This is a genomic window from Streptomyces sp. NPDC057939, assembly GCF_042887545.1.
GTDB lineage: Bacteria > Actinomycetota > Actinomycetes > Streptomycetales > Streptomycetaceae > Streptomyces.
Genome location: NZ_JBHVPG010000024.1, coordinates 118,162 through 124,809, shown reverse-complemented (window position 1 = coordinate 124,809; position 6,648 = coordinate 118,162). Strand labels below are relative to the sequence as shown.

General features: G+C 73.1%; 5 protein-coding genes, 1 tRNA gene and 1 pseudogene. 1 reads left to right on the top strand and 6 read right to left on the bottom strand.

The features are described 5' to 3' along the window. Together ACFVS6_RS24885 and ACFVS6_RS24880 are read right to left on the bottom strand one after the other, a co-directional pair. Nucleotides 1–899 (bottom strand): annotated as a pseudogene (locus ACFVS6_RS24885) (hypothetical protein); the annotation flags it as partial. An 11-nt stretch (nt 900–910) separates the two neighbouring features. Further along, the gene (locus ACFVS6_RS24880) at nt 911–2,293 is read right to left on the bottom strand and encodes a peptidoglycan-binding protein (RefSeq protein ID WP_389707010.1); all 1,383 of its coding nucleotides are present in this window, start codon (nt 2,291–2,293) and stop codon (nt 911–913) included. Between the two features lie 227 nt (nt 2,294–2,520). Between ACFVS6_RS24880 and ACFVS6_RS24875 the strand changes: the two genes are divergently transcribed. Then, a tRNA-Lys gene (locus tag ACFVS6_RS24875) sits at nt 2,521–2,594 on the top strand. 121 nt (nt 2,595–2,715) lie between these two features. Here ACFVS6_RS24875 and ACFVS6_RS24870 read toward each other — a convergent pair. The 4 genes from ACFVS6_RS24870 to ACFVS6_RS24855 all read right to left on the bottom strand — a co-directional run bounded on the left by ACFVS6_RS24870 (nt 2,716) and on the right by ACFVS6_RS24855 (nt 6,630). Beyond that, nucleotides 2,716–3,378 carry a class F sortase gene (locus tag ACFVS6_RS24870; protein ID WP_389706996.1) on the bottom strand — a complete coding sequence of 221 codons (663 nt, stop codon included), beginning with the start codon at nt 3,376–3,378 and terminating at the stop codon, nt 2,716–2,718. After that, a complete protein-coding gene (locus ACFVS6_RS24865; RefSeq protein ID WP_389706994.1) occupies nt 3,375–4,016 on the bottom strand; it encodes a hypothetical protein in 642 nt (213 codons plus the stop codon). Before ACFVS6_RS24865 ends, ACFVS6_RS24870 begins: the two co-directional genes overlap by 4 nt. Nucleotides 4,017–4,173: 157 nt before the next feature. Next, entirely contained in the window at nt 4,174–4,953 is a 780-nt protein-coding gene (locus tag ACFVS6_RS24860) for an HAD-IIA family hydrolase (protein WP_389706993.1), read from the bottom strand. 138 nt (nt 4,954–5,091) lie between these two features. Next, on the bottom strand, nt 5,092–6,630 hold the full coding sequence (locus ACFVS6_RS24855) for an alkaline phosphatase family protein (protein WP_389706991.1): 1,539 nt from the start codon (nt 6,628–6,630) through the stop codon (nt 5,092–5,094). Between the last annotated feature and the right edge of the window lie 18 nt (nt 6,631–6,648).

The window sequence follows — 6,648 nt, the reverse complement described above, 5'->3', positions numbered from 1 at the left end:
GAACTCGAACCGCTGCGCATGGACGACCCGCACGACCACCCCTGGGCGGCGTGGGCCGAGGAATCGGGGCCGCCCCGGCCGGACGCCGGGTCCATGAGGTCCGTCCCGGGAGCCCCGGCCGGGACCGGGACCGGGGCCTGGATCTGCGACCCCGCGTACTCCTGTGCCCGTGCCTCGGCCGGCACCCGCACCCGGTGCTCCGCCTCGTGCGGGCCCGCCGGGCCGCCGGGCCCGGAGCGGAACTCCGAGGACCGGTCCGCTTCCCGTGCCGGGGCCGGCGCCCCGGAACCCGACACGGACGGAGCAGGCTCCGCGAACGCCGCCGGCGTTTCCCGGTACCGGGAGCCGGACTCGGCCGCCGGGGCCGCGCCCCGCACCGGGTACTCCGGACCGGACCGGGCCGGCTCGACCGCGACCGGTGTCGGCCGCGGCCACTGCGCCCCGGCGGAGGCCGTCGTCGAGGCCCCGGCCGGAGCTTCGCGGGACCGGACCCGGGCGAGCGGGTCGAAGACGCCGCCGGCCACGAACGCGTGAGCCCCGGCCTGCTCCTGCGGTTCCGCGGCCCGGTGCGCGGGCCCGGACGCCTGCCGGGCGCCGGAGGCGACGGCCGGGAACTCCTCGGACCGGGCGGCCGCGTGGGATCCGGCCCGCGCCGCCGACCCGACGAACCGGTCCGCGTGCCCGGCGCCGGGCACGGGGCCGGTTTCCGACAGGTGGGACGCCGGCCGGGGCGAGGCCTCGCGGGGGCGGTCCGTGGCGGGTGCCGACGTCGCGCCGGCCGGTGACTCCGTCGGGCGGGTGTGCCGTGCCGGGGCGCACGTCCCGGCCCCCGGGGCCGGGGTCGTGGCCGGGGGGACGTCGAGGGTGCCCGTCGTGAACGTGGTGCGCGTGGGGTACATCGTTGCCTCCGTCATGCGAACAGCCGCCGCCAGGTTTCCGGGCCCGGGTAACCGTCGGCCGAGGAGCCGCGCCAGCCCTGGGCGCGCTGGAAGGCCTCGACGTTGCGGCGGTCGGCCTCGCTCCAGCGGGCACCCGGACCGGACGTGTAGTGCTTGCCGAAGCCCTTCTTCACCAACTGGCGGCCGAGGGCGGTGATGGCCGGATGGGACTTGCCCGGGCGGAAGACCGACGCCCCGGGGTACGCGGGCACCCCGCCCGGCCCCGCGTGGCCGATCGGGACCGTCGGAGCGGTGGGGGTGGTGGGAGTGGTGGGCGACGTCGACCCGCCGGGGGCCGCGGGCGGAATGTCCTTGCCGCCCCGTTCCACCAGCAGCCGCCAGGTGTGCGAGCCGGGGATCCCGTCGGCGTCGGTGCCCGTCCAGCCCTGCGCCCGTTGGAAGGCCTGGGTGGCCTGCCGGTCGGCGTCGCTCCACTTCCGGCTCGCACCCTGCGGGTAGAAGCGGGACGCACCACGGCCGATCAGCATCGCGCCGAGCTCGGCGACGTGCGCGTTGTCCGCGCCGGGGCCGAACTTCGACGTCCCGGGGAAGACGGTCGAGACGACCGGGGAGGGTCCGGGCTTCGGGGTGTCCGGCACGATCCCGCCCGACACCCCGTTGAACCGGTACGGCAGGTACTTGGTCGCGTTGTTCCAGTACCCGTACGGCGTGGCCTGCTTCCGCGTCGTCGGGCGGGTCTGCTCATAGGCGATGTAGTGGGTGCGCGTCTCGTCGGCCCAGCCGCCGAAGAGGGTCACGTGGGAGCCGTTGTTGGGGTTCGCCGGGTTGTGGAAGAGCAGCATGTCCCCCGGCAGCAGCTCGTCCTTGGTGATGGGGGTGGCGAACGTGTGGAGGCTGCCGGTCCACTCGTTGGTGCCGAGGTTCCAGGCCATCGAGACGTAGCCCGAGCAGTCCTGCCGGTAGCCGTCCGTCCAGTACTCGGACATGCTGTAGGGGACCTTGGCGTCCAGCCACAGCTTCGCCCGGTTGATGATCGTCGCCCGGTCGATGCGCCGGACGGCCGACGGAGCCCCGGGCAGACCGGACGGACGACCGGTCGACGGGCGTCCGTGCAGCGGGGCCCGACCGCCCTGCGGGGTGTCGGGGTCGTCCAGGGTCACCGGCCCCGGGCCGGGGGCCGGAGTGTGTAGGGCCACCGCGCTTCCGCCGCCGCTCAGCACCACACCGGCCGCGGTGGCGAGCACCAGCGCCCGGCGGGCCCCCCGCGCGGCCGGGTGGCCGCCGTCCCGAAGCGGTATGGCCCGCCCGCGCGCGAGGGCGCGACGCCTCTGCGCGCATCCCGGGCACCGGCAGTCGCCCGCGGGCTGGTAGTCCTCGAAGACCGGCATCGGCATCGGTGCCGGCGGCTGCTCGTGCACCGGAGGCTGCGTCGTCATGCGGTTCCGTCCACTCCCCTGCTCGTCCACTGGTCGGCCGGGCACGCATCTGGCGGGGCATCAGATTCGGCTCGACGAGACATATCGTGCACGATAAACACCCCAAACATGGGTTAATCGGACAACGCGGGCGCGGCTGGTCACGAGCAACCCTTGAGGTGGGGTAGAGTTTTCTCTGTCAGCAGGCGCCGCTAGCTCAGTTGGTTAGAGCAGCTGACTCTTAATCAGCGGGTCCGGGGTTCGAGTCCCTGGCGGCGCACGACAAGGAGAAGCCCTCCACAGCGAAAGCTGTGGAGGGCTTCTCCCGTTGTTCCGTGTCGTCCGGCGTTCGTCGGTGCGCGCGGTCCCCTTCGGCATTCCCTTTCGGCGGTCCGCGGCGGCTACACCTCGGTGCCGGCGCGGAAGCCCGCACCCGTCAGGTAGGCGGAGACCACCACGTTCGCCGAGTACTGCTTGGCCGTCTTGTCGTAGTTGCCGCCGCAGGTCACCAGCCTCAGCTCGGCCCGGCCGTCGACCCGGGGGCCGTACGCCTTCTTCGGGTCGAAGTCGGTCCGCTCGTAGGTCTTCACGTCCTCGACCGTGAACTCGGCGACCGATCCGTCCGCCCGGGCCACGCGGATCTTCGCCCCCGGTTTCACCGTGGACAGGCCGAAGAACACCGCCGGCTTCGACTTCGTGTCCACGTGCCCCACCATCAGCGCCGTCCCGGCCGCCCCCGGCGCGGCCCCGGCGCCCCACCAGCCCACCGTGCCCGGGAGCTCGTAAGGCGGCGGGTCGATCGAACCCTGGGCGTCCAGGCCCCGCGAGATCACCGGGGCCTGGACGCCTATGGACGGTACGTCGACACGGGCGGGCATCGCCCCGGACATCGGGGCGTGCGCGGCCGGCATGCCCGCGGCCACCGGGCCACCGCCCTGCCCGGCCTGCGCGCCGGACGGCACCCCGGTGATCTCCTTGCCCCACAGCCACAGCCCCAGGACCAGCACCGACCAGGCCGTGAAGGTCAGCAGCCGGCCGCCCGGGGTGGCCCGGTCCTCGCTCATCCGCTGCGGCGGCGGCGCAGGGTGAGGGCCCGACCCGCGACCGCCAGGGTGGCCACGGCCGCGAGGGCCGCTCCGATCAGGGTGTGCGGCAGGCCCGGGCCGTCGGCGTCGTGGCTCTTCTTCGTCGCCGCGGCGAGCCGCGTCGTCTCCGCGAGCTGCGCCGACATGCCGCCGCCGCCCGCGTGGACGGGCCAGACCGGCGAACGGTACGGGTCGGGGCGGTGGTGTTCGCGGTGCCGGACCTCGATCGAGCCCCGCACCTCCTCGTGGCCGCCCTTGCCGCCCTTGTCACCCTTGTCGCCGTGGCCGCCCTTGCCCTCGCACTTGACGCGGATCTCGTGCCAGCCGGGTTGGGCGTGCGAGCGGATGATCGCCTCGCCGTACAGCGCCTGGCCGTCGCGGCCGTCGGACAGCCGGACCTCCGACACGAAGACGGAGGAGTGGGCCAGGCCCCAGCCGCCGTCACAGCCGCGGACGCGCAGCTTGACCAGTGCCCCCGGCTCGGCCGGGTTCGGTTCCGCCGAGACGCCGCCGCGGTCCCATTCGTTGGCGAGGGCCGTGGGGGCGGTCACGACGGAGCACGCCGTCAGGGCGACGGCCACCCCCGCGACACGGAGAGCGAGCAGTGAACTGCGCATGGTGAACCTCCTCTCCTAGGAGATTCACGCGCGACGCGCCGCTCCGCATCCGGAGCGGCGCTCTTTTGGCCCGTCTGTGTCAGCCGTACGCGCCAATGCCGCAGGGCGTGCGTGCCGCGCGGGGCGTGCCGCGGGGGTGTTCCGCGCGGGGCCGCGCCTAGACCAGGTCAATGAGGTCGGCGATGGAGTCCACCGTCTTCGTCGGGCGGTAGGGGAACTTCTCGGTGTCCTGCGCCGTGGTCAGCCCGGTCAGCACGAGGAAGGTCTGCATGCCCGCCTCCAGTCCGGCCAGGACGTCGGTGTCCATGCGGTCGCCGATCATGGCGCTGCTCTCGGAGTGCGCGCCGATGGCGTTGAGGCCGGTGCGCATCATCAGCGGGTTGGGCTTGCCGGCGAAGTAGGGCTTCTTGCCGGTGGCCTTGGTGATGAGTGCGGCGACGGCGCCGGTGGCGGGCAGCGGGCCCTCGGTGGAGGGGCCGGTCTCGTCGGGGTTGGTGCAGATGAAGCGGGCGCCGCCGTTGATCAGGCGGACGGCCTTCGTCATGGCCTCGAAGCTGTAGGTGCGGGTCTCGCCGAGCACCACGTAGTCGGGCTCGTGGTCGGTGAGGATGTAGCCGATGTCGTGGAGGGCCGTGGTCAGACCGGCTTCGCCGATGACGTAGGCGGTGCCGCCCGGGCGCTGGTCGTCGAGGAACTTCGCGGTGGCGAGCGCCGAGGTCCAGATGTTCTCCACGGGCACGTGGAGGCCCATCCGGCTGAGTCGGGCCTGGAGGTCGCGCGGGGTGTAGATGGAGTTGTTCGTCAGCACCAGGAAGGGCTTGCCGGACTCGCGCAGCCGCTTGATGAAGGCGTCGGCACCGGGGATCGGGGTGCCCTCGTGGATGAGGACCCCGTCCATGTCGGTGAGCCAGGATTCGATCGGCTTGCGCTCTGCCACGGGACTGTTCTCCGCTCTGCGGGGCCTGTGACCTCGGAGGTCCACGGCCTCGGGGACCTCTGGTCTGTACCACCCTATCCGTGCCGGGCCGTGGACGCGGCGCGCGTCCACGGCCCGGACGGTCACCCGGGTGGCGGATCAGCCGAGGGTGACGTTGTCGACGGCCCAGAACCAGTTGTTGTTGCCGCTGTAGCGGAACCGGACCTGGACGTCGGTGGCGCCGGCCGGGACCTGGAGGGCGATCGTCTCGGCCTTGGCGAGGGCGTCGGCGGTGTAGTTCTTCACGACGGTGGGGGTGGCCCCGTTGTAGGAGACGAGGACCTGTGCCGTCTGGCCCGCCTCGTGGCGGTAGTGCGACTGGAAGGCGAGGGTGCGGGTGGCGCCGCCGGTGACGGCCCACCTGGGGGTGATCAGGGTGGAGTCGAAGGTGCCGGTGTGGCTCTTGTCGTCCCACTCGTCGGAGTCGGCGACGGCGAACACGTCACGGGAGCGGACGTTGAGCTCGCGCCACTGGTCGCGCTGCGCCTGGGTCCAGAACTCGTCGGTGGCGAAGGTCCAGCCGGCCCACTCGGTGACTCCGCCGGTGCCCATCCTCGAATTGTCGACGGCCCAGCCGGTGGGCGGGGTGCGGGTGAAGCCCTTGGTGCCGGCGGGGATGCCGGTCTCGTCGACGCGGGCCTGGAGGGCGGGGCGCAGCGTGTCGAAGGCGTCGTTGTCGGGGGCGTTCAGGGGTACGCCGTCCAGGCCGGTGGTCGGGACGCCGACCTGGGCGAGGGCGGTCGCCGCGACGTCGGCGAGGCGCACGTCGTCGCGTACGGAGCCGGCGGGGATGCCGGCGCCCTTGGCGATGACGAAGGTGCCGCGTTCGGCGATGCTGGAGCCGCCGTGGCCGCCGGTGGTGGTGTGTCCGTGGTCGGTGGTGACCAGGATCTTCCACTTCTCCTGGGCGTAGGTGGGGCGCTGTTGGACGGCGGTGAGGAGTTGGCCGACGAGGACGTCGACGCGGGCGACGGTGTCGAGGTAGGTCTGGCTGCCGGCGCCGGAGGAGTGGCCGGCGGCGTCGATCTCGCCGAGGTAGACGAAGGCCGCGTCCGGGTTCTGGGTGCGTAGTTCCGTGGCGGCCGCCGCGGCGATCTTCGGGTCCTCGTTGCGGTAGCCGTCGCGGTCGCCCTTGAGGGAGAGCCGCTTGTCGACCTTCGTGGAGAAGATCGGGCCGTTCTGGTCGGTGGAGGTGACGGGCTCCCAGTCCGCGGCCGCGTAGGTGTTGAGCGCGGGCTTCGCGTTCTCGATGCGGGTCAGGAAGTCGGGGTGGGCCGCGTAGTTCTTGCCGATGAAGGAGTTGTCCTTCACGCCGTGCTTGTCGGGCCACACGCCGGTGGCGATGGTGGACCAGCCGGGGCCGGAGGACGTGGCGCCCATCGGGTTGGCGTAGAGGGTGCTGTGGGCGGTCAGGCCCTGGGCCATGAGGCCCTTGAGGTGGGGGGCGTCGGCGGCTTTGACGCGGTCGAGAACCGCACCGTCGAGGCCGATGACGAGGACCTTGTCGGTGTTGGCCGCCTTCGCCGCCGCGCTCGCGGTGTGCGCGCCGAGGGCGGTGGCGAGCAGGGCGGTGACGGTGGCCGCGACGGCGAGGGCGCGACCGGACAGGGCAGGGGACACGTACTCCTCCAGGAGCAAGTGGGCATGGTGAGCAGG